16 protein-coding genes and 1 pseudogene are annotated in these 19,066 nt (G+C 50.7%); 12 read left to right on the forward strand and 5 right to left on the reverse strand.

Annotated elements, in window-relative coordinates; translation table 11 throughout:
• The first annotated feature begins 10 nt into the window (after positions 1-10).
• From HMPREF0576_RS02770 to HMPREF0576_RS02785, 4 genes and pseudogenes are all read left to right on the forward strand, one after another.
• Positions 11-316, forward strand: coding sequence for a DUF4193 domain-containing protein (locus tag HMPREF0576_RS02770; RefSeq protein WP_004006715.1), 306 nt, complete (start codon positions 11-13; stop codon positions 314-316).
• The gene (locus HMPREF0576_RS02775) at positions 316-1,026 is read left to right on the forward strand and encodes a DUF3710 domain-containing protein (RefSeq protein WP_004006716.1); all 711 of its coding nucleotides are present in this window, start codon (positions 316-318) and stop codon (positions 1,024-1,026) included. The genes HMPREF0576_RS02770 and HMPREF0576_RS02775 overlap by 1 nt, the downstream gene beginning before the upstream one ends.
• A gap of 26 nt (positions 1,027-1,052) precedes the next feature.
• Complete coding sequence (locus tag HMPREF0576_RS02780) at positions 1,053-1,310, forward strand: single stranded DNA-binding domain-containing protein (protein ID WP_004006717.1); 258 nt, start codon at positions 1,053-1,055, stop codon at positions 1,308-1,310.
• Positions 1,311-1,374: 64 nt separating this feature from the next.
• Positions 1,375-1,920 (forward strand): annotated as a pseudogene (locus HMPREF0576_RS02785) (DUF3159 domain-containing protein); the annotation flags it as partial.
• A gap of 12 nt (positions 1,921-1,932) precedes the next feature.
• Here the strand turns inward: HMPREF0576_RS02785 and HMPREF0576_RS09090 are convergent.
• Both HMPREF0576_RS09090 and HMPREF0576_RS02790 read right to left on the reverse strand, forming a co-directional pair.
• Positions 1,933-2,742 carry a potassium channel family protein gene (locus tag HMPREF0576_RS09090; RefSeq protein WP_004010612.1) on the reverse strand — a complete coding sequence of 270 codons (810 nt, stop codon included), beginning with the start codon at positions 2,740-2,742 and terminating at the stop codon, positions 1,933-1,935.
• A 2-nt stretch (positions 2,743-2,744) separates the two neighbouring features.
• A complete protein-coding gene (locus tag HMPREF0576_RS02790; protein ID WP_004010613.1) occupies positions 2,745-3,404 on the reverse strand; it encodes a potassium channel family protein in 660 nt (219 codons plus the stop codon).
• Between the two features lie 98 nt (positions 3,405-3,502).
• Here HMPREF0576_RS02790 and HMPREF0576_RS02795 point away from each other — a divergent pair, with 98 nt between their 5' ends.
• The 6 genes from HMPREF0576_RS02795 to HMPREF0576_RS02815 all read left to right on the forward strand — a co-directional run bounded on the left by HMPREF0576_RS02795 (position 3,503) and on the right by HMPREF0576_RS02815 (position 11,693).
• Complete coding sequence (locus tag HMPREF0576_RS02795) at positions 3,503-5,359, forward strand: hypothetical protein (protein ID WP_004010614.1); 1,857 nt, start codon at positions 3,503-3,505, stop codon at positions 5,357-5,359.
• Entirely contained in the window at positions 5,349-6,863 is a 1,515-nt protein-coding gene (locus HMPREF0576_RS02800) for a class I SAM-dependent RNA methyltransferase (protein WP_004010615.1), read from the forward strand. Before HMPREF0576_RS02795 ends, HMPREF0576_RS02800 begins: the two co-directional genes overlap by 11 nt.
• Before the next feature lie 213 nt (positions 6,864-7,076).
• Positions 7,077-9,056, forward strand: a complete 1,980-nt coding sequence (locus tag HMPREF0576_RS02805; RefSeq protein WP_004010616.1) for an ATP-dependent nuclease — start codon at positions 7,077-7,079, stop codon at positions 9,054-9,056.
• A gap of 14 nt (positions 9,057-9,070) precedes the next feature.
• The gene (locus HMPREF0576_RS02810) at positions 9,071-10,816 is read left to right on the forward strand and encodes a UvrD-helicase domain-containing protein (RefSeq protein ID WP_004010617.1); all 1,746 of its coding nucleotides are present in this window, start codon (positions 9,071-9,073) and stop codon (positions 10,814-10,816) included.
• 9 nt (positions 10,817-10,825) lie between these two features.
• On the forward strand, positions 10,826-11,119 hold the full coding sequence (locus HMPREF0576_RS09430) for a hypothetical protein (RefSeq protein ID WP_181964217.1): 294 nt from the start codon (positions 10,826-10,828) through the stop codon (positions 11,117-11,119).
• A gap of 4 nt (positions 11,120-11,123) precedes the next feature.
• The gene (locus HMPREF0576_RS02815; protein WP_004010619.1) at positions 11,124-11,693 is read left to right on the forward strand and encodes a GNAT family N-acetyltransferase; all 570 of its coding nucleotides are present in this window, start codon (positions 11,124-11,126) and stop codon (positions 11,691-11,693) included.
• On the opposite strand, the gene HMPREF0576_RS02820 is transcribed toward HMPREF0576_RS02815, so the two are convergent.
• A complete protein-coding gene (locus HMPREF0576_RS02820; protein WP_245527314.1) occupies positions 11,690-12,115 on the reverse strand; it encodes a hypothetical protein in 426 nt (141 codons plus the stop codon). The genes HMPREF0576_RS02815 and HMPREF0576_RS02820 overlap by 4 nt on opposite strands.
• Before the next feature lie 152 nt (positions 12,116-12,267).
• Here HMPREF0576_RS02820 and acnA point away from each other — a divergent pair, with 152 nt between their 5' ends.
• Both acnA and dxs read left to right on the forward strand, forming a co-directional pair.
• Entirely contained in the window at positions 12,268-14,952 is a 2,685-nt protein-coding gene (gene acnA, locus HMPREF0576_RS02825; protein WP_036324186.1) for an aconitate hydratase AcnA, read from the forward strand.
• 182 nt (positions 14,953-15,134) lie between these two features.
• On the forward strand, positions 15,135-17,102 hold the full coding sequence (dxs, locus tag HMPREF0576_RS02830) for a 1-deoxy-D-xylulose-5-phosphate synthase (protein ID WP_425357318.1): 1,968 nt from the start codon (positions 15,135-15,137) through the stop codon (positions 17,100-17,102).
• Here dxs and HMPREF0576_RS02835 read toward each other — a convergent pair.
• A complete protein-coding gene (locus tag HMPREF0576_RS02835; RefSeq protein WP_245527315.1) occupies positions 17,086-18,324 on the reverse strand; it encodes an HRDC domain-containing protein in 1,239 nt (412 codons plus the stop codon). The genes dxs and HMPREF0576_RS02835 overlap by 17 nt on opposite strands.
• A gap of 104 nt (positions 18,325-18,428) precedes the next feature.
• Positions 18,429-19,004, reverse strand: coding sequence for a DUF3000 domain-containing protein (locus HMPREF0576_RS02840; RefSeq protein ID WP_004010623.1), 576 nt, complete (start codon positions 19,002-19,004; stop codon positions 18,429-18,431).
• Between the last annotated feature and the right edge of the window lie 62 nt (positions 19,005-19,066).

A 19,066-nucleotide genomic window follows, 5' to 3' on the forward strand; every position in this document is an offset into this window, starting at 1 on the left:
AGGGAGTGCAATGGCCACCGATTACGATGCCCCGCGCAAGCGAGATGAGGAAAATCCTGAGGAATCCATCGAGGAGTTAAAGACTCAGCGAAAGAATTCCGAAGATGCTTCCGTTGATGAGGACGAGAATGAAGCTGCCGATTCCTTCGAGCTGCCTGGCGCGGATTTATCCAATGAGGAACTCTCAGTTCGGGTAGTTCCCAAACAGGACGACGAGTTCGTGTGTTCACAATGCTTTATTGTGCATCATGCGTCACAACTGGCTGGGGAGGAAAACGGTCAGCCGGTGTGCATGGATTGTGCGGGTGTAGCCTGATGGGACTGTTTTTTAAGCGACGTCAGAAAACTGCGAATGCTCGTGAGCTTCAAGACGATTCCACCAGTGCGGTAACCTCGGGGACACCCGATTCAGCTCCGGTATCGTCCGAGGCTGTGGAGACGAAAGACCAGCCCGCAGGTCCCCGGGACGTCAAACAACTTGCTGACCAGGACACCTCCCAGTACGCAGACTTCGGAGTGTTCTTGCTGCCTCAAATTCCCGGTCTGGCGGTGCATCCGGAATCTCCGCTGGATGAAAAAACTTTTGGTTCTCTGACCATGCAGATTGGTAAGGCAGCGGTAGAACTCCTGGCAGTTGCCGCGCCGAAATCAAAGCGCTTGTGGCCTGAACTGCGTGCGCAGGTGCGCGGAGAGACCACCGCTGCGGGCAACACTTGTGAAGAACGCGAAGGAAGCTTCGGTACCGAACTGTTCGTACAGTTAGCAGCACAAGACGCTCAGGGCAACCGGGGACGCGTACAGGTTCGCTATTGCGGAGTGGACGGTCCGAACTGGTTTGTGCGCTTGGTTTTTAACGGCATGGTGCAAGCTGATGACCCGGATTTGCAGGCGTTGGAGAAAGCTGTCCGTCAGGTCGTGGTGGTGCGCGGTTCCCGACCGATGAGTCCACGCTCGGTCATCCCCGTGGTTTTGCCTGACGATTTGGCACGTCAGTTGGCAGCTTTGCGCGAGCAGCAGCAAGCCTAATCGCGCGGCGAGCAGACGAGTTAACCATGTCACCACGTCAACAGATTACGCGTGTCGGCACCGTGCTTTCCACGTCTTTCCTGTCTCCCGCCGACGTACCGTCTTTCCGGATATGTCTGGAAACTGCCGGGGGATTCATTAACGTGCGCTGGCTGGGGCGGATGGAGGTTCCCGGAGTGACCTTGGGGCGCCGTCTGCAAGTGTGCGGCATTCCGTTACAAGGGTCGGACGGTGTAGAACTGATTAACCCTGACTATCACCTCTTGGGAGCAACGAATGAGTAAAGAAAACGACCAAGAAGCGATTATTGCCGGGCTCAATGACTTCAAAGATACCCTGGGGCGGAACATGGGGGGCAAGCTGGATGCGGAAGAATTCTCCCTTCGCCAAGCCGTAGGGGGGTGGCGCGGCATTATCGAGTCCATCGGACCGACGCTGGTTTTTGTGGTGGCGTTTGTGGCAGGCTGCGATGTCCTGAAAGCCGGTGCGATTTCGTTGGGCTTTGCTGTGGGCTTGATTATCGCGCGGCTTATTGGTCATTCCTCGATTATGCAAGCATTTGCAGGATTCTGGGTCGTCATCATCGGTGTGCTGTGGGCCATGTTCAGCGGCAAAGGCGAGAACTACTTCTTGCTGAGCCTAATTATTAATGCGGTTTATGCCACCGTGATTTTGGTGTCGATTTTGGTGCGTTTCCCCGTTATCGGTCTGTTAGTCGGATGGTTTCGTGCCCAGGGTTTGCGCTGGCGGACAAATCCGAGACTGAAGGCAGATAAACAGGCATATTACGCGGTGACAGTCATCTGGCTGGGAGTATTCACGCTCCGTCTAGCTGTGAAAACACCTCTCTACCTGGGAGGAAACGTGCCCTGGCTGGGAACCTTCCAGATTCTGTTGGGTGTGCCTCTATTCGCCGTGGCGCTCTACCTGAGTTGGCTCCTGCTGCGTCGCACTCACGGGAAGTTCCTCGACTCCGGTCTCGCTGGCGTCGGTTCCTCCGACACCGACGCTGCCCACACCCCCGACAGCGCTTGCTGAATCCGCGGCGTCCGTAACTGTCAGAAGCTTTCCGACCTGGGCAATCGCTTCTTCATTCTGCTCGGGGAACAGGAACAACAGCTGATCTGAAGCACGTAAACTCGCGACCAGGTGCGGAGCCAGCGCTGTTCCGTCTTGCATGACCGCAGTCAGCAAAACCCCCGTGGGCCACTCAATTTCGCCCGGGTTCCTGCCCAAAACTGGGGAATCAGCGGAAAGGACTATAGAAAATAATCCGTTGTGGGAGTTATTGAACCGGAATATCGGCACCAAAGTACCAACACTCAAGGCCTCCTCGACCAGGGCAGTCATCATCCGGGGGGTAGAAATCGGCACGTCCACGCCCCAAGACTCATTGAACATCCACTCATTCTTGGGATTATTAATCCGACCCACCACCCGAGGTACCCCGAACTGAGTTTTGGCCAGAAGTGCAATCACCAGATTAGCCTGGTCGTTGCCGGTAGACGCAACGACCACATCGGCTTGCGCTGCCCCCGCCTGTTCCATGGTCTCGGGAGTGGATAAGTCTCCCAGAATCCAGTTCGCCTCTGGAACTGAGGAAACTTTCATCGCCTCGGGGCTGGAGTCGGCAATTGTGACCTGATGCCCCCTGGCTAGCAGCTCCCTGGCGATGGAGCGACCGATTGAGCCCGCCCCGGCAATAACAATCAGCATGATTACTCCTTGGAATTCCTCGCCAAACGGGACGCCACCGCTTCACGTTGAGACTCGGCAACGAAATAAAACAACTCGTCGTTTTCCTGTAACACGGTCGAAGCCTCAACCATCAGCACTTTCGAAAAACGCAGGACATAAGCCGCTCGAATCCCCAGCTCAGCCTCTAAAGCGGAAATCTCGTGCCCGACCCAGCTGGGGCCCACGGGCACGCGGCACAGACTCAAATATCCGGTGTCCTCGGTATATACGACATCCGGGGGTAGCGGCAAGACTCGCGCCAGCAATAATGCGGTGGTGCGATCCACCGAACCGATAGTAGGGATACCCAACCGTTCATAAACTTCGGCGCGACGGGGGTCGGAAATTCGCGCCACCACTTTCTTTACATGATAAATTTCGCGAGCCATGCGTGCCGCCAGGATATTGGCATTGTCATCATCAGCCACCGCCGCGAAAGCGTAGGCGTCCTCGATGCCAGCCTGGAGCTGGGTGTTGCGGTCATACCCCTCACCAGTCAGCTTTTGCCCCTGAAAATTTTTGTACAGCCGACGGAAAGATTCCGTGTTGTTGTCAATAATTGCCAGGGTGTGCCCCCGGTCCTCAATCGCTTTCGCCAGCGTGGTTCCGACGCGTCCACAGCCCATGATTACAAAATGCACTCTTAAAACATAACCTGAAAGGCTTAAATTCGGCGACATTTCAGGGGTTCGGGAGGTAAATTCTTTCCGGTTTGAATCCGAGCGGCTAAAGTTGAGACGTGTTGAAGAATCTAACTCCTCGAGAGGGCTGGCGGGAGAACTTTATCCAGCTGGCATTCTTCGCACCAAAATTTTGGTTCCCTGCCCTCATTGCGGCTTCGGTATTCCCCTCTTTGATTGCATATTCGGGACCGATTTTCTCTGCAGTAGCCCTGTGGATTGTAGCGTTTATGCTGATTGCTGGGTTGATAACAACGCTCGCCCACGGGTATTCCCTGGGGCAAACCCACCGTTTAGATTCCACAGCCGCCTTGGTGCAAGCCAACTTAGGTTCGTTTCTCGGTGCCCTCACCGCGGCGGCGTCATTGCTGGCGATGGTCGTTGCCGTAGCTGCGTTGGTCTCTACCGCTACCACGTTCATCGTGGTTTCCGTGGGGCTGCCCGAAAGTTATCGGGTGTGGATTTTAATTTCCGGTTTCGTCTTGCTGTTGCTGGCGCTGTTTCGTCCCGAACCTGTCCGCAAGGTGATTCCGTGGCTCACCCTGGTTATATTCGTGGTTGGTTTTCTGATGCTGGCATACGGTTTCTGGCATTACCTGCGCAATGGAGCCAAGCCCGGTTTGCTGGAGTTGCTCAGTTCCACCACGAAAGCCAAGAACGCCGTCGCCGATGCAAATCTGGAGTCTGGGTGGAGGGCTGCTGCTGTAGCCGCGCTGCTGCTGGTGCCCGTGACCCCCGCGGTGACTTTGTTCCGCAACGAGAATCGCCAGCCGCTTTCGGGGCTGATATTCCGGATTCTAGGTGGTTCAGCAGCAGCCATGTTTGCCGCTACGGTCTATCTGTCGTTTACGGTTGCCGGATTCCATTGGACCCGCTTGGATACGGTGATTCAAGGACCGGGCAACCTGGCTTTATTGCTGGGTGTTTTGCTGGACAAGCACGGGTGGTTGGTCATCCCGGTCATGTCTCTGTTCGCGGTGGGATGCTTGATAAGTGCTTACATCTATATCTCCAGTGCCTCCACTTTGCTCGCTGATTTGAGCAGACATGACCTGACGGTACATCAGGTTCCCGTGTCGTGGATGCGCCGAGGTCGTTCGGCTTCAATTTTGATATTCATGACGGTCACGTTCGGGGTAGCGCTGACGGTGCACAGCCGTATGGGAGTGGCGGCGCTGACCTGGGTGACCTTCGTGGCAATCTCTAGCTTCCTAGGTCAGGTCGCGCGGATGCGCATGTGGCGTTCTCGGTTCCACAGCGGGGTTACCTTCGCGCAGCGGCGTCAATCCAAGCGGTATTACCGGATTGCCATTATCAGCGTCATTATTAGCTTGATTATCCTGATTGTGGTTTCGGTGGCGTTTAACTCATTTTTTGAGTTCTATGTGCTGGCCACCTGGGTCGGACTGGGACTGCTCATTTACATACTCAACTTTTATTACCGAAGGGTGCAATACAAAATGTCGCAGCTCGAACACGCCGAAACCCCGGTGAAACATACTCTCGCCCTCGTGCTGGTGTCGCGTTTTAATGCGTCTGCCCTAAAAGCCATCCGTTACGCGTGGGCGGCGCATCACCCTAATGTCGAGGTAGTACACGTGCTTGAGCCAGATGAGGATGAAACGGGGGTGCGTCACCGCTGGCAGGAGTTAGGAATCACCGCTACGCTGACCCTGATTCCGGACGAGGGCGGCAACCACCTGCAGTCGGTTCAGAAATATCTCAACGCGAAACTTGATATGGATCCGCTGACCTCTATCTCGGTATATTTGCCGAGATACGTGCCGAAATGTAAGGCTTTGGGATTGCTACACAATGCCGCTGAACGCACTTATGCTCGTCATTTGGTGCGACTGGCACGAGTGACAATCACCTGGGTCAGCTTATTGGGGGGAAAGGAATCTGATGCAAACTGAAATCATTACGCTGGGCGGACCGGCTCATGGCGGATATTGCGTGGGGCGTCTGGCTGCAGGTAAAGTCATCATGGTCCGAGGGGGACTTCCGGGAGAAACGGTCGAGGTAGAAGTCACTTCTGAGCGGTCCAAAGTTGCCTATGGGCGTGTCGTGCAGGTGAAAACAGCCAGTGCGGACCGGGTCCCACACATATGGCCCGAGGGGGAGACTAAAGACCTGGGCGGGGTGGAACTGGGGCACGTTGCTTATCCTGCTCAGTTGCGTTGGAAACGTGACGTGGTGCGCGACGCCATCAGGCGGAATGGCAGTTCGGAACTATTGGCGGAACTGGATCAGGCGCATCCCGGTTGGGAAGTGGAATCGTCTGGTTCTGAGCCGGGTCGCACTCGCGTGAGCTTTACGGTCTGCGAAGGCGGGGGATTGGGGATGTATGAAGCTGCGGCTCACAATGTCCATACGGTGCGTTCTTTTCCGCTGCTGGTGCCCGAGTTGGTCGACTTGGATTTGTTCCGGCGGCATTGGGAGTTTGCGCCGGGAACCCGCCTGCGTGTCATTGCTCCGTCAAACTCTGCGCCGGTACTGTTTGCCGATGGACAGACTTTCAGCGTGGACGGCGAGCCGACAACCTCGCGGGTGCGGGAGACGGTCCACGTGAGTGACCTGACTTTTACATACCGAATTTTTTCCGGGTCATTTTGGCAGACTGACCGGCGTGCTCCCGCAATCCTCGCGGCGGCACTTCGGGATGCTCTCGGTCAGATTGAGGGGTTTGAAGCGTGGGAGCTCTATTCCGGTTCAGGGCTGTTTTCACTGTTCCTAGCTCAGGGGCTGGGCGCAAAAGGGCGTTTGACCACGGTGGAAGGTGACGGTCCGGCGACGAAATCTGCTGCCTACAATTTGGCGAAGGCTGGTTTTGACCAGGTAGAAGTACGGCGCGGTGATGTTTCCCCACAGTTGTTGCGTTCTTTGCCGATGGGAGAGATGGTTAGTCAGGGCACGTTGGTGGTGGCTGATCCGCCACGCTCAGGGTTGGGTAAAGCGGTGGCACGAGCGATTTGTGCGCAGCATCCGGATTTGGTGGCGCTGTTTTCTTGCGACCCGGTTAGCTGTGCGCGGGACCTAGAAACCATGCGCCAGTTGGGCTACCGGGTTAAGACATGGCGAGTCTTCGATTTATTCCCCTACACGAGCCACGTGGAGACAATCGTGTTGCTTTCCAAACTAGATTCAAAGAAATATATTAGTGTAGAACTTCCGATGGATGATATGGGCTTAACAAGTGCCGAAAGTAAAGCAACCTATAAACAAATTCAAAACTATGTTTTTAAGAAGTTTGGATTTAAAGTATCTAATTTATATATAGCACAAGTAAAAGAAAAATGTGGAATTAAAGAAAGAGAAAATTATAATAAACCTAAAAAAGAAGACTTAAAACAACCAATTTGTCCAATAGAAAAAGAAGAGGCAATAAAAGATGCGTTTAGATATTTTCAGATGATCTAATAGATGTTCGCTAAAGCTAAAATTTCAAAATTAGTATTTGAAAATGTTTAAGTTTAGTATCCTATTAATAATTAAATATTGAATAGAGTAAGTCTATTTTAGCAATAGGTGAGCAATATTATATAAATATAAATTATCAGAATATGAAATTGATTTTTCGAAGAAAAGATTAAGCCTATGGAATAATGTTAAAGTTAGAAAAATAGTGAAAGGATGGCTAAAATGCGATTATCGAAGATAAAGATTAAAAACTACAGATTGCTTATTGATGCCGAATTGGATGTCGATGCAAAAACAACCCTTATTGTTGGCAGGAATAATACGGCCAAGACTTCCTGTAGTAACTGTATCAACACCGTGCTACAAGGAAACGATTTTTCATATAATGATTATCCTATATCAAAGCGAGAAAACCTCTGCAACCTGTTTTTTCAGTTCATGAAGAAAGAATTGAGTTATGAAGATCTCTGCAGAGGAATACAACCTATTTCTATAGAGTTTGTAGTTGATTATTCATTGGATGATCAAGATACAAAATTGGGGGCATTATCACCTTTCATTATTGACGTTGATGTGGATACCACTACAGCGTTAATTCGTGCGGAGTATCAGTTGAAAACTGACGAAAGCAAACTGCGGGAACTGTTTAAGGATAGTTGCTATAGTAATGCTAAATTTGCGCCTAAAGCAGAGGACATGCACGCTATGCTTGCAAGCAATTTTTCGAGGTTGTTTGGCTTAATTATCTATGCGGTTAATCCAAAGAATTTAGAAGATTGGCAAGTTAAAAGTCATAGAGAACTTAAAGACCTTTTCCCTTATTATCCGATTCCTGCAGAACGCATACTTGGAGAAGATGGTACTCAAAAGAACGAGTCCCTTAGTTCGTTGATCGCGGACTATTTCAGCTTGAACGAGGAAGATTTGACACCTGATATAGCAGAGAAAGTCAAGGAACTCCGTGCAGTAGTTGATGGTGCAAACAAAAATGTGCAAAAAGAAAGCGATCGAATACTCAGTGACTTGGTCAGCAAGGCAGTTGGTTTTGGATATCCTAATGTTGAAGAATTGCAGCTTGGTGTTACTACTGAGTTAAAAATTGACGATCAAATAAAAAACCAGACACGGCTTTCATATAGCTCTGGCGCCGGTGACGAAAGCCTGCCCAGCTCCCATAACGGATTGGGGTACAAGAATTTGATTAAAATGGAATTTCTCTTGGCTGCGTTTGCACGAGATGTTGAGAAAAAGGGAGACGCCTGCATTCCATTGTTGTTCATTGAAGAACCTGAGTCACATATGCATCCTCAAATGCAGCATGCGTTTGCGGAGCATTTAGAAAAATTCCTCGATAAAATTACAACTGTTCATATTCAGACGTTTTTAACTACTCACTCTGCACATATAGCGAATACTATGGATTTCTCTAAAATCCGGTATGCGAAAAAGTCTAAATCTGGAGTTGTTTATAAGAACCTTGATATTTTTGTGAGAGAAAATGCTGACAACATGGATTTCATCAAGAAATACCTTACCCTTAGCAGATGCGATTTGTTCTTTGCAGATAAAATCATTTTTGTTGAGGGTGCTTCGGAGCGGTTGCTGCTACCGGATATGATAGAGAAATGCGAGAAAGAAAAACTGTTTGATTCAGAAAAATATAAACTGCCCGCACAGTATTATGCTTTGATCGAAATTGGAGGAGCATACGCATACAAATTCATACCTTTTGCAGACTTCCTTGGACTCCCTTGCTTAATCCTTACGGATATAGATTCTATGATAGATGGCAGAACAAAGGCTGTTGTCAGCAAAGGTAAGACTACCTCCAATGCAACAATAAAATGGTGGATGCGCAAAATTAAGGGTATTCCGCAGAATAGTAAAGATAAGATTTACCTTGCGGATATCGCCGCTGCAACAGATGCAGAAAAGACTTTGGGGAAATGTCATATTGAATATCAAACTTCGGAAAATGGGATATGTGGCAGATCTTTGGAAGAAGCCATCATGAATGTGAATCGTAGTCATTATGGGTTCACAGAACCTGTTGCCGAAGAAGATTTGGAGTTTACTGAGAAAAGCAAGACGGACTTTGCACTCAATCTGATTTGCAACAATCCTAATTATTCTATTCCTCAATATATTAAAAATGGTTTAATATGGCTTAATCGGCAGCCAGTTCTTGAATGAGGAGGTATTGAGAATTGTCTAAGAATTATGAGTATTTAAATTATAACATAGCTAAGGCGGAAGCAGATAAAGTCGACGAACAAATAATTTCTGCACTCAAGGCTGGGCGTAGCTTCCGCGTGGAGGCAGGCGCTGGTTCTGGAAAAACCTACTCACTAAACCGTGTAATCGAATGGATTCAAGCAAATAAGTGGAATGATTATCGCCGACAAAAGCAGAATGTAATATGTATTACATATACAAATGCAGCTGTTGATGTGATTTCGCAGCGCTTATCCCAAGATTCATTTATTCTTCCGTCGACAATCCATTCATTTGCTTGGAATGCAATCAAGCAGTATCAAAGTACCCTTATTAGTATTATCGAGAATGATGCGTCATTAACAACGACGGAAACGGACTTCAGCAAGGTGTTAGAGATTCGTTATACTTTAGGACACCGTTATGTATCCCAAGGAGTTCATTACTTGCACCATAATGATGTTTTGAAACTTTTTTGTACTATGCTGGATAATGCAAAATTTCGCCGTGTTTTCTCTGACAATTATCCGTTGATTTTAATTGATGAATACCAAGATTCCTACAAACCGATTATCACACGTTTTATAAACTTTTTTATTGCAGAAGGAATAGGCCCACAATTTGGCTTTTTCGGAGATGCATGGCAAACTATTTACCAAACCAACAACGCTTGCGGTGCGATAGAGCACAGCAAGCTTCAGGAAATTAAAAAGGGTTCAAACTTTAGATCAGCTCCCAGAATTGTGAAGCTTTTAAATGATATTCGCCCAGATTTACCACAACAATCTGCAATAGATAATTTTGAAGGTGAAGTAGTTGTTGTGACTTGCGATGATTTTTCTGGAGAACGTCGAACAGAACGGACATTCAAAGACGATCTCCCCGCAGAAGAACTGAAATCTAGACTGTTCCAGCTTTCAGAACACATCAAGAAAAACGTGTCAAAGGATGAAAATATCAAAATTTTGATGATTACTCATAAGGTTCTTGCCACACAGCAAGGATATGAGCGTCTATTAGCCATTATTGATGATGGACTCCGAGATAAACAAGATCCATTTTTGCTATTCTTTATGAATACCGTTGAACCGATTTATGAAGCACTCAGCACATCAAATATGCAACTTCTGTTTGATACGCTTGGAATCAGACGATATCCTATCACGAAAAAAGCTGATAAGATGAAATGGAAAGAGTTTGAGTCGCAGCTAAAGAAAGCTCGTAATGGCAGAGCCATTGATGTTATCAACACTATCGTAGAGACAAAGTTAGTGCCCATTCCATCATTGGTTGATGGATACTACCATCTATATTTTGATGCCCCTGATACAATCTATGGATTGGATGCAACAATCCAGGATGTTTTAGATTTAGATTACAGTCAATTTAAGGCTGCCATTGAATTTCTGTACCCTGAATCAGAGTTTTCGACAGAACATGGTGTTAAGGGCGAAGAATACGATAATGTTGTCTTCGTTATCAGTAAGGGATGGAACCAATATCAATTTGAGACTTATTCACCTATGATAACTGGGAAAGTTCCAATACCAGTAGGTAAAGAGGCATCATATGAACGAAATAGAAATTTGTTTTATGTATGCTGCTCAAGACCAAAGAAAAGATTATTTTTATTTGTTTCAATACCTCTTAATTCCACTTTTAGAAATTTTCTAATCGATATAGTTGGATTAGAAAATATTTATACATTTAATGAATATTTAGATAATAAAGCCAAATAAAATGTTGGTTTGAACAAATCTGAAAAGAAAGTTGTTTCTTTACTTATTGAAGATTCAGCTTCCACTTCAGATGAGCGAGCAATTTACATTGGTTTAACAAAAAGAACCATAGAGCGAACATTTATTTCTTACAAAATGAAAAAGTCATCGAAAGAATCGGAACAAAACGTGATAGAAGATGGTTTGCAATTAAATATGAAAATAATCCTCAAGATATATTTTATGTTGATGTTTACATGTGGGAGTTTGGACAAAAGTTCGCATGTCGAGAGTTTGTGCCTGCTATCGGCTCAGGTTAGGTAAATGTATGCAGCTTATCGAAATACCCCGCATGGTACTGCGGAAACCTGAACTATCTGATTTAGAACCCTTATTTCAAATCCATTCGGATCCAGCTACTAATCGCTATAACCCAGCCGGACCAGTGCGTGACCGTGAGACTTTTCAACAAGAATTGAAGACGTGGATTGAACACCATGAGAAGTACGGTTTTGGGTATTATGTCATTATCGATAAAAGCGATAGTGGTTACGTGGGTGTCTGTGGGCTTAAACACGTCTTTATTCAAGAGCAGCGCTATTTGAATCTCTATTACCGGATTACTCCAGAAAAAATGCGCCGCGGATATGTTAAGGAAGCCGCCAGAACGATTATTGATACTGTGCTTCAATCTGATGGGTCAGATAGGGCTGGCGAGGCGGAATGTCCTTCGCCGCAATCTCGTATAGTTGTTGCCTTGACCTTGAATACAAATCTACCTTCCATTCGTACCGCGATGTCACTCGGTCTGAAACATTATCCTGGATTAGATGATTATGACGGTGATGGGAACGTCTATTATTTTAACTCTGAATATTTTGAACAAAAAGATTCTTAAATGACGGGAAACGGGTAATACCTGAGTTTCACGATTTTAGTGCCCCAGTACGCTTCAACCTGCATTATGTTATGCAATCGTGTAGCAGAAACCCATCTTCCATAATGATAGGTGCGCGGGAAAATATTAATGGCATCGGCGACAGGGATACGAAAGCTGCTGAATAATTTGTCGGCTTCAGGTTTTATTTCAGGTTCTCTACGAAGGATAATATTTGCGGTTTTGGCCCTGAGTTCTTTGACTGGTACCCCTTCAGGGCTTTCTTTGAGCTGGTTTTTAGAGTCTCGAACCCGGACCCAGAACATTTGCGCAACAACAGTTTTGCGTATTGGGTGCACTTCAGGAACGTGAAAACGTCTCGCCCCACCCTCGTGAAGTTGGTCGATGATTGCCCCAGAAGCTGTATGTGCCGGGCATAACACCAGATGGCAGGCGATTCGACGCTTGAGGTCTGGCAGTATTCAAAAAATGTATGCCAACCAGAATTGTGTGTGTTGTGAATTTGCCAAATAAAATATATCTTGATGTCGAGATAAATTTTGTGGCGTTGGCGCCACCTCAGAGGAGGTTATTAATGGCCAGTTTGAACAGCTTAAATGCTCGCAAGACATTGCAGGTGGGAGATAAATCCTACGAGATTTTTTCTCTCGATGCCGTGGAAGGCTTAAAACAACTTCCTTACGCCCTGCGCATTTTGGGTGAAAACCTGCTGCGTAACGAAGACGGAGCCAACATTACGGCAGACCAAATTAAGGCTTTGGCAGCATGGAATCCTGACGCGCAGCCCAGTACGGAAATTCAGTTCACCCCGGCTCGCGTGGTGATGCAAGACTTTACCGGCGTGCCCTGCGTAGTTGATTTGGCAACCATGCGCGAAGCCGTGAAAGAGCTGGGCGGAGATCCCAAGAAAATCAACCCGTTAGCTCCGGCGGAAATGGTCATCGACCATTCGGTCCAGATTGACTACTTCGGGCGCGTTGACGCGCTGAAACTCAACACAGACAAGGAATACGAACGTAACTCAGAACGTTACAAGTTCTTGCGCTGGGGACAGGGTGCCTTTAACAACTTCCGCGTAGTGCCGCCGGGGACCGGCATCATTCACCAGGTCAACATCGAGTACTTGGCGCGTTCCGTGTTCACCAAAGAACTGCCCGACGGCACGGTACAGGCTTATCCTGACACCTGTGTCGGTACTGATTCCCACACCACCATGGTCAACGGGTTGGGTGTGCTGGGCTGGGGAGTCGGCGGTATTGAAGCCGAAGCCGCTATGCTCGGGCAACCGGTGTCCATGCTGATTCCGCGCGTGGTCGGCTTTAAGCTCAGCGGTTCCATCCCTGCCTCCGCTACCGCTACGGACGTGGTGCTGACCATCACCCAGATGCTGCGCGAGCACGGCGTGGTCGGCAAGTTTGTGGAGTTCTATGGCGAGGGTGTCACGCAGGTGCCGCTGGCTAACCGCGCCACCATCGGCAATATGTCTCCCGAATTCGGCTCGACGGCAGCCATCTTCCCCATCGACCAGGTCACCGTGGATTACCTGCGCTTGACCGGACGTGACGAAGAACGCTGCGCTCTGGTGGAGGCTTACGCTATGGAACAGGGTCTGTGGCACGATCCGAGCTTCGAGCCGAAGTATTCGGAGTACCTGGAACTCGATTTGTCCACCGTGGTGCCTTCCATTGCCGGTCCGAAGCGTCCGCAAGACCGCATTAAGTTGAGCGATGCCAAACGAACTTTCGAGCAGACCCTGGTGCCTACGTATGCTCCCGAAGCGCATAAGCGCGTAGAACTAACCACCGCTGACGGCACCAAGACCGACCTGGATCATGGTCGCGTGGTCATAGCCTCCGTTACATCTTGCACGAACACCTCCAACCCCTCGGTGATGATGGCTGCCGGACTGCTGGCTCGCAACGCTCGTACCAAAGGACTGAAGTCGAAGCCCTGGGTTAAAACTTCGGTGGCTCCCGGCTCCCAAGTCGTCACGGACTACTTTGATCAGTCAGGTCTGTGGAAACCATTGGATGAGCTGGGATTTAACCTGGTAGGTTACGGCTGTGCGACCTGCATCGGTAACTCTGGTCCTCTTTCTCCCGAAATCTCGAAGGTCATCAACGACAATGATTTGGCAGTTACAGCGGTGCTATCAGGTAACCGTAACTTCGAGGGACGCATCTCTCCTGACGTAAAGATGAACTACCTGGCTTCTCCGCCACTGGTTGTGGCATACGCCCTGGCTGGCACCATGGACTTCGATTTTGAGACGGAGCCCCTGGGTCAGGATCAGCATGGCAACGACGTGTTCTTGCGTGACATTTGGCCCGACCCCACTGAGGTGCAACGGACTATCGACGAAACCATCAACCGTGATATGTACACGAAAGATTACGCAAACGTGTTTGCTGGTGACGAACGCTGGCAGTCCTTGCCGACTCCGGAAGGCAGCCGCTTTACCTGGGACGATGCCTCGACCTATGTGCGCAAGGCGCCTTTCTTTGACGGAATGAAGATGGAGCCCGAACCGGTTCGGGACATCCACGGGGCTCGGGTTTTGCTGAAACTGGGCGATTCCGTCACGACTGACCACATCTCTCCGGCTGGCGCCTTTAAGCCCGAAACTCCCGCTGGTCAGTACTTGACCAGCAATGGGGTGCAGCCCAAGGACTTCAACAGCTACGGTTCGCGTCGTGGCAACCATGAAGTCATGATGCGCGGAACGTTCGCGAACATCCGCATTAAGAACCAGCTGCTGGACGGGGTGGAGGGCGGTTTCACCCGCGACTTTACTAAGGATGGCGGTCCCCAGGCTTATGTGTATGACGCCTCGATGCACTACCAGGCTGAAGGAATTCCACTGGTCGTGCTGGGGGGCAAGGAATACGGTACGGGGTCCAGCCGTGACTGGGCTGCAAAAGGCACGCGCCTGCTGGGCGTGAAAGCCGTTATCGCGCAGTCCTTCGAGCGTATCCACCGCTCCAACCTGATTGGGATGGGAATTCTGCCGCTGCAGTTCCCGGAAGGAGAATCTGCGGACTCGCTGGGGCTGGACGGGACGGAAACCTTCGATATCAGCGGTGTAACTGTCCTGAACGAAGGTAAAACTCCAGAGACGGTGAAAGTCTGTGCCACTAAGGCAGATGGTTCCAAAGTTCAGTTCGACGCGGTGGTGCGTATCGACACCCCCGGAGAAGCTGACTATTACCGCAACGACGGCATTTTGCGTTACGTGCTGCGTAACTTAGTAAAGGCCTAAGTCGCCGCGGCACAATCGTCAACAGCTCCCCGAATTGACTTTTGGTCGGTTCGGGGAGTTATTTTTGACAAATTCATAGCAAAAACGTTGCCGTGCCACCGTTCCACACTGGAAAGGTATGAAAGGAAACACAGAAACCGGATAGAATGAAGCAGCATCTTTTTGAGGAGTTTCACGATTCTATGTCCCAACTTGAACCCGTACGTGCGCAAAATGCCGACTTGGTGTCCCTGCGCCTGTTGCCGACGATTTCTTCGCCACGCGATTTGCGGCACCTAAACCACCAGGAACTCAATCGTTTATCTGGGGAAATTCGTCAATTCCTGGTGGAATCAGTCGCCAAAACGGGGGGACACCTGGGACCGAATTTGGGCGTAGTCGAGCTGACCATAGCCTTGCACCGCGTGTTCGATGTCACTCGAGACACTTTCGTTTTTGACACGGGACACCAAACTTACGTTCACAAGCTTCTGACAGGGCGGCAAGATTTTTCTCGACTGCGTCAACGCGGAGGGCTATCAGGTTATCCTTCCCGGGCAGAATCCGAAACTGACGTGCTGGAAAACTCTCACGCCTCAGCCGCGCTGTCCTGGGCGGACGGGATTACCAAGGCAAACCGTCTGACCGGAAATCAAGGCTGGGTCGTGGCGGTCATCGGTGATGGGGCGATGACCGGCGGCATGGCTTGGGAAGCCCTGAACAACATTGCCGAACAAAACGAAGGTCGGCTGATTATTGTTTTGAACGACAACGGGCGTTCCTACGCTCCGACTATCGGCGGACTGGCACATCACCTCGATGCGCTGCGAGTTACCCCCCAGTATGACAAGGCTCTGAAATGGGGTAAACGAACTCTGAAAGGCGGCGGACCCGTAGGGAACCTGGTGTATTCCGGGCTGCACGCCGCGAAAGCCGGGTTGCGTGACATGGTTGCCTCCGCTGAGGGGGTCTTGTTTGACGAGCTGGGGATTACCTATACCGGTCCGATTGATGGACACGATATTGCCGCCCTAGAATTTAGCTTTACCAGGGCAAAAGCCGCCAATAAGCCCGTATTGGTGCATGTCATCACGCAAAAAGGGCGTGGCTACACCCCGGCGGAAGAAAACGACTCTGACCACTTCCACGCAATTGGACGGATTCACCCGGAGACAGGACTGCCCATCGAACCGAAGCGATTTGAATGGACACAGGTTTTTGCCGACGAAATCTGTAAGTTGGCACGTGAGAACGAAAAAATTGTCGCTTTGACCGCCGCCATGCTCCGTCCGGTGGGGCTGTGCCCAATGCAACGAGAGTTTCCGAACCGAGTTTTCGACGTGGGCATTGCCGAAGCAGACGCCCTCGCCACCGCTGCTGGTCTGGCTTACGGCGGGATGCACCCAGTTGTTGCGTTGTATTCCACGTTTTTAAATCGGGGCTATGACCAGTTGCTGATGGATATAGCTCTGCATCGGGCAGGGGTGACAATTGTGGAGGACCGTTCCGGTATCACGGGAAACGACGGTGCCAGCCACAACGGCATGTGGGACTTGGCTCTGGCGGGAACCGTGCCCGGTCTGCGTCTGGCTGCCCCGCGTGATGCTGTGACCTTGCGTGAAGAACTCCGGGAGGCTCTCCAGGTTGAGGACGGTCCCACCATCGTGCGCTATCCGAAAGGTTCGCTGCCTGAACCTTTACCTGCTTGGAAACGAGCTCATGGCTGTGACGTGCTGTGGGAATCTGCAGAGTTCGTGGACCCCACTACCCAAACTCGTGAGCCGAATGACAGCTCAAGTCGCCCCCAGAACATTCTGATTGTGGCAACCGGAGCATTTGCCCACTTGGGGGTGGAAGTCGCCAAACAGCTCGATGCCTCCAACGATTTGGCAGTACGCGTAGTCGATCCGCGATGGCTGATTCCCGTGCCTGCAGATTTAGTGTCGGCAGTAGGCGCCTACGACTGGGTCGTAACTTTAGAGGATGGTCTGGTAGAAGGTGGTTTTGGTTCTCAACTGCGCAATGCTGCAGCTGCATTGGACATCTTTACTCCGGTGCTGTCCTACGGGATTCCGAGACAATTTCTGCATCACGCCACCCGCGATGAAATCCGAAAAGAACTGGGTCTAACCCCGCAGGCGCTAGTCGATTCTATTAATTCTCGGATTTGAGGACTTGCACCAGCGAATCCAAAGTATTTTCAATTTGCCAGGGTCGTGCCTGGCTGGCCTGCAGCACCTCGAGGACTTGGGACTTTGTGGCGTCATCAGGCAGCATCCAAGCCAGCCGGCGGATAGTTTTCGGTTCCAACATGGCTTCGTGATTGACGTCTAGCTGGGCTGCCACGCCTGCCACGGATTCACGCAAACGCCGCCACCGGTCGGCTTCTTGCGGATGATTATGTGTGAAAGAGCGCGAATCTGGAACGTCACCGGGAATGCGTGGGGCGCGCCGTGGGGGGAGCTCTTGAGGGGACAATTGGTAGGACCTTCGCAAAGCTGCAAACCAACGGTCAGCTCGTTTTCGTCCGATTCGGTCATGGCGAAAATCCTCCAAAGCCGCCATGTAACGTTTCCCTTTTGGCAGCCCTACCGCGAGGGCAATCATGGCAGCGTTCGTCAACACTTTGGTCGGCGCCAAATCTTCTTGCTGTGCTAGGTCATCACGGGAATACCACAGTTCCCGCAAGGCGGCGAGATTGCGTGGGGCGTGAACCTTTCCAGAACCGGGGACGTGGCGCCACGGATCAGGTTTAGGAGCGGGTGGCTGAAAGTCCAGCAGAAAGTCGAATTCTTGCTCTGCCCAATCGTCTTTGTCTGCGTCTTGCAGCTGTAACCACAAATGATTGCGCAGGTCAATGAGGTAATCTACGTCCAGTGCCGCATAGGTTTGCCAATCGGAGGGCAGGGGACGGGTGGACCAATCCGCGGCGGAATGTTCCTTTGCCAAGCTGATACCCAGTACCTGTTCCAGGACCGCTGCCAAACCAAATCCCTGAAAATTCAGCAGCTTCGCTGCCAGCTCGGTGTCGAACAGCAACTGTGGACGCATCCCCAGTTCCAACAGATACGGCAAGTCTTGAGTGGCGTCGTGCAAAATCCACTCCGCCTTGCCAATAGCCCGGCTCAACGGCTCCAAATCGGGAAAGGCTATCGGGTCGATGAGGAACGTCCCCGCCCCTTCGCGGCGCAGTTGCACCAGGTAAGCGCCTTGTGAATAGCGAAAAGAACCGGCTCGTTCGGTATCGAGAGCCACCGGACCCGTGGCATCGGCGATAAGTTCACAGACTCGCGCCAGGGCTGCGGAAGTATTCACAATCGGAGCCAAAGGCTCACGAGTACGGGTAACCAGTCGCGGGGTACTGACTTGTGACATTGAGGTGGTGCTCGACATAACGGTTCTATGTTATATAACCTGTCGCGTTTACGCCCGTCTAGGCGCACCGTGGGAGTATTTCCGAGAATTCTGTTTAGTGCATAAGGGCGGTCGGGAAGGTCTTAACGGCGCAGTTGCGTGACGTTTTCCTCGGGGGAGAGCCCGGTTGCCTGCAGCATTGTATCCAACCACGCCAGGAAATGGGCGCTCAAATCGGGGCTGCCTGGAGTCCAAGAAGCGCGAATCTCCAGAGTGGCAGAGGTGGCGCGCAGTGCGAAGCCCTCAAAAGAACGGTTGATGGTGGTGGTGGCAGTGCCCACCAAGTGTCCGTAATCAGCGTCGCGACTCGCCAAACATTCCCGCAGCCACGACCAAGCGACTTCCCCCGCCAGGGGGTCTTCCCCTAAAGCTAGCTCCGTATCGGTCGCCACCAAAGCAATTACCCGAAACTCGCCGCCCCAACCTTCTTGGGTCTGCGGATCGTAGAGACACACAAACCTACCGGTAGCGGGAGCTTCCGCCTCCACATGCAGTGCGGTTTCCGCGCTTATTGCCACCGCGTAAGGGGCAATCTTTGTCGGGGCAGGAACCTCGTGAATGGAAACGCGGGGCGGCACAGACGCCTGTCGCAGTGACAAAAGAGCGAGCTTCCACGCCGGGGGTACCTGCGCCTGCGCCGCTGAACTCGCCTTGCTCACTCTCTCAGCGTAAGCGAGAGAACCGGAAAACCGACCGTACCACGCCCTACAGACCCGAAATA

Origin of the sequence: Mobiluncus holmesii ATCC 35242, assembly GCF_000185445.1 — a bacterium.
GTDB classification, from domain to species: Bacteria; Actinomycetota; Actinomycetes; order Actinomycetales; family Actinomycetaceae; genus Mobiluncus; species Mobiluncus curtisii.

Coding starts and splice junctions, on each gene's coding strand:
- HMPREF0576_RS02770 (WP_004006715.1), top strand. CDS start 11: ATGGCCACCGATTACGATGCCCCGCGCAAGCGAGATGAGGAAAATCCT.
- HMPREF0576_RS02775 (WP_004006716.1), top strand. CDS start 316: ATGGGACTGTTTTTTAAGCGACGTCAGAAAACTGCGAATGCTCGTGAG.
- HMPREF0576_RS02780 (WP_004006717.1), top strand. CDS start 1,053: ATGTCACCACGTCAACAGATTACGCGTGTCGGCACCGTGCTTTCCACG.
- HMPREF0576_RS09090 (WP_004010612.1), bottom strand. CDS start 2,742: ATGCTGATTGTTATTGCCGGGGCGGGCTCAATCGGTCGCTCCATCGCC.
- HMPREF0576_RS02800 (WP_004010615.1), top strand. CDS start 5,349: ATGCAAACTGAAATCATTACGCTGGGCGGACCGGCTCATGGCGGATAT.
- HMPREF0576_RS02805 (WP_004010616.1), top strand. CDS start 7,077: ATGGCTAAAATGCGATTATCGAAGATAAAGATTAAAAACTACAGATTG.
- HMPREF0576_RS02815 (WP_004010619.1), top strand. CDS start 11,124: ATGCAGCTTATCGAAATACCCCGCATGGTACTGCGGAAACCTGAACTA.
- acnA (WP_036324186.1), top strand. CDS start 12,268: ATGGCCAGTTTGAACAGCTTAAATGCTCGCAAGACATTGCAGGTGGGA.
- dxs (WP_425357318.1), top strand. CDS start 15,135: ATGTCCCAACTTGAACCCGTACGTGCGCAAAATGCCGACTTGGTGTCC.
- HMPREF0576_RS02835 (WP_245527315.1), bottom strand. CDS start 18,324: ATGTCGAGCACCACCTCAATGTCACAAGTCAGTACCCCGCGACTGGTT.